Origin of the sequence: Mesorhizobium sp. M5C.F.Ca.IN.020.32.2.1, from assembly GCF_004023105.1 — a bacterium.
In the GTDB taxonomy this organism is placed as follows: Bacteria; Pseudomonadota; Alphaproteobacteria; order Rhizobiales; family Rhizobiaceae; genus Mesorhizobium; species Mesorhizobium wenxiniae.
Window position 1 is genome coordinate 1 of record NZ_RZSX01001148.1, and the last position, 1622, is coordinate 1622.

Sequence of the window (1622 nt, forward strand, 5' to 3'; positions counted from 1 at the left end):
GACAGCCTCTGCCTCGGCCAGGGCATCGGCTGTGCAGGCCTCGCGGAAATGGCCCGACAACCGGACATGGCCGAAGTCTTCGGCCTTGTGATGGAAGAAACGGGTCGTGCCGGGGGTATTCGTCGCCAGCACCGCGAGGCTCCGTCCCTCGGACGCCAGGATCTCTCCGAGTGTTGCCGCAGACATCAGCTTTCCGCCGCTTTCGAGATCGAGCTTGCGAAGCAAAACGGCATCCGACGTGTCGATGTAGCGTGGCGGCGAAACGGATCTGTCGACATATTTGTTGCCGACCATGCCGTGTCCGTTGGTCGTGGCGCCGGTGACGAGGCTCGGAAAGGCTGAGCGGGTCTCGCTTGGATAGACTGTGCGATGCTTTGACAGCGTGACGCCCTGCGCCTGCAGTCGGACGAGGTTCGGCGTCAATTCCGCGGCGATGAGGTCGGGGCGAAGGCCGTCAAAACTGACGATGAGGAATTTGCAGTGAGAGCCCGGCGTCATGATTTGTTCCTATCGAGCTTGCCGTTGTTGAATTGAAGCTGCAATGGCATTCGGACCTTGCCTAAACGCCATTGCGATGGGCTATCTGAAACTGCAGCCGGTCACGATCATCCCGTCAGCTGGTCGTAGGTAGCCCTGATCTGCTCCACTCGCATCTGCAAGTCATCAACGGTTGCGGGTTTGCCAGTCCCGAACCGCACACCATTTGGTGCCGTGGCATTGCCAACAGCGTAGAGCTCGCCCGGCGCGATCCTTGTACCCAGCAATTCCAACTCGGTGACAAATTGACGGCCGGTGACGCTTGCCGGGAGGGGTAGCCAGACGTGCAGGCCCTCGCGCTTGGCTCTGAAACCGGTGCCCGCCAGAACGTCCGCCACTATAGCCTGGCGCTTTCGCGTCTCCTCGCGCACAGCAGAAATGATGCGTTCGATACGTCCGGTTTCGATCAGTCGGGTAACTGCGGTGACGTTCGCAGGCGCGCACATCCAATAGGTAGCGCGCACCCCCGGCCAGAACCGCGCATTGGCCTCCTGGACAGAAGGCGCCACGACATAGCAGGTCTTCAACCCTGCGGCGACGCCTTTTGTGGTCCCCAGAACATACCAGGAGATTTCCGGAGCGAAGGTCGAAAGCGGTGGCGGCTGATCGGTAGGAAGCAGCGAGTAGATATCATCCTCGATGATTGCAACACCATACTCGCGCGCGATCCGGGCAATTTCCTGCCGGCGTTCGATGCTCATGATGCCCGTGGTCGGATTTTGGATGGTGGGTGTCGAATACATCGCCTTCGGCGAATGGATCCTGCAGGCGTCGCGGAAAGCTTCCGGCTCCATGCCCTCCTCGTCGATCGGCAGGGGAATAACCTCGTAGCCGAAGAATGAGGCGAACTGCCCAATCGAGGGGTAGGTCACATGATCGACCGCCAGGCGACCCCCGACACCGACAATCCCGAGTATGAGACTCAGCAGGGCGACCTGAGTGCTGTTTGTGATGATCATACGATCTGGATCGGGCACCTCGCCCAACCGCTGGGAGACAAACTCTGCAGCTGCCGCGCGATCCCGCGCGGTCCCATGGAAATTGTGGGAAGCGAAGAGGCTTGTCAGATCATTACGGTTGAGTAC

The 1622-nt window shown here is 60.1% G+C and carries 2 protein-coding genes; both read right to left on the reverse strand.

Features of this window, described 5'->3' with window-relative positions; all coding sequences use genetic code 11:
• Window positions 1–498: alkaline phosphatase family protein (locus tag EOA86_RS33780; RefSeq protein ID WP_164892287.1), on the reverse strand; the 498-nt coding region annotated here is incomplete at its 3' end.
• 107 nt (window positions 499–605) lie between these two features.
• Window positions 606–1604, reverse strand: a complete 999-nt coding sequence (locus EOA86_RS33785; protein WP_245497461.1) for a PLP-dependent aminotransferase family protein — start codon at window positions 1602–1604, stop codon at window positions 606–608.
• Window positions 1605–1622: the final 18 nt, after the last annotated feature.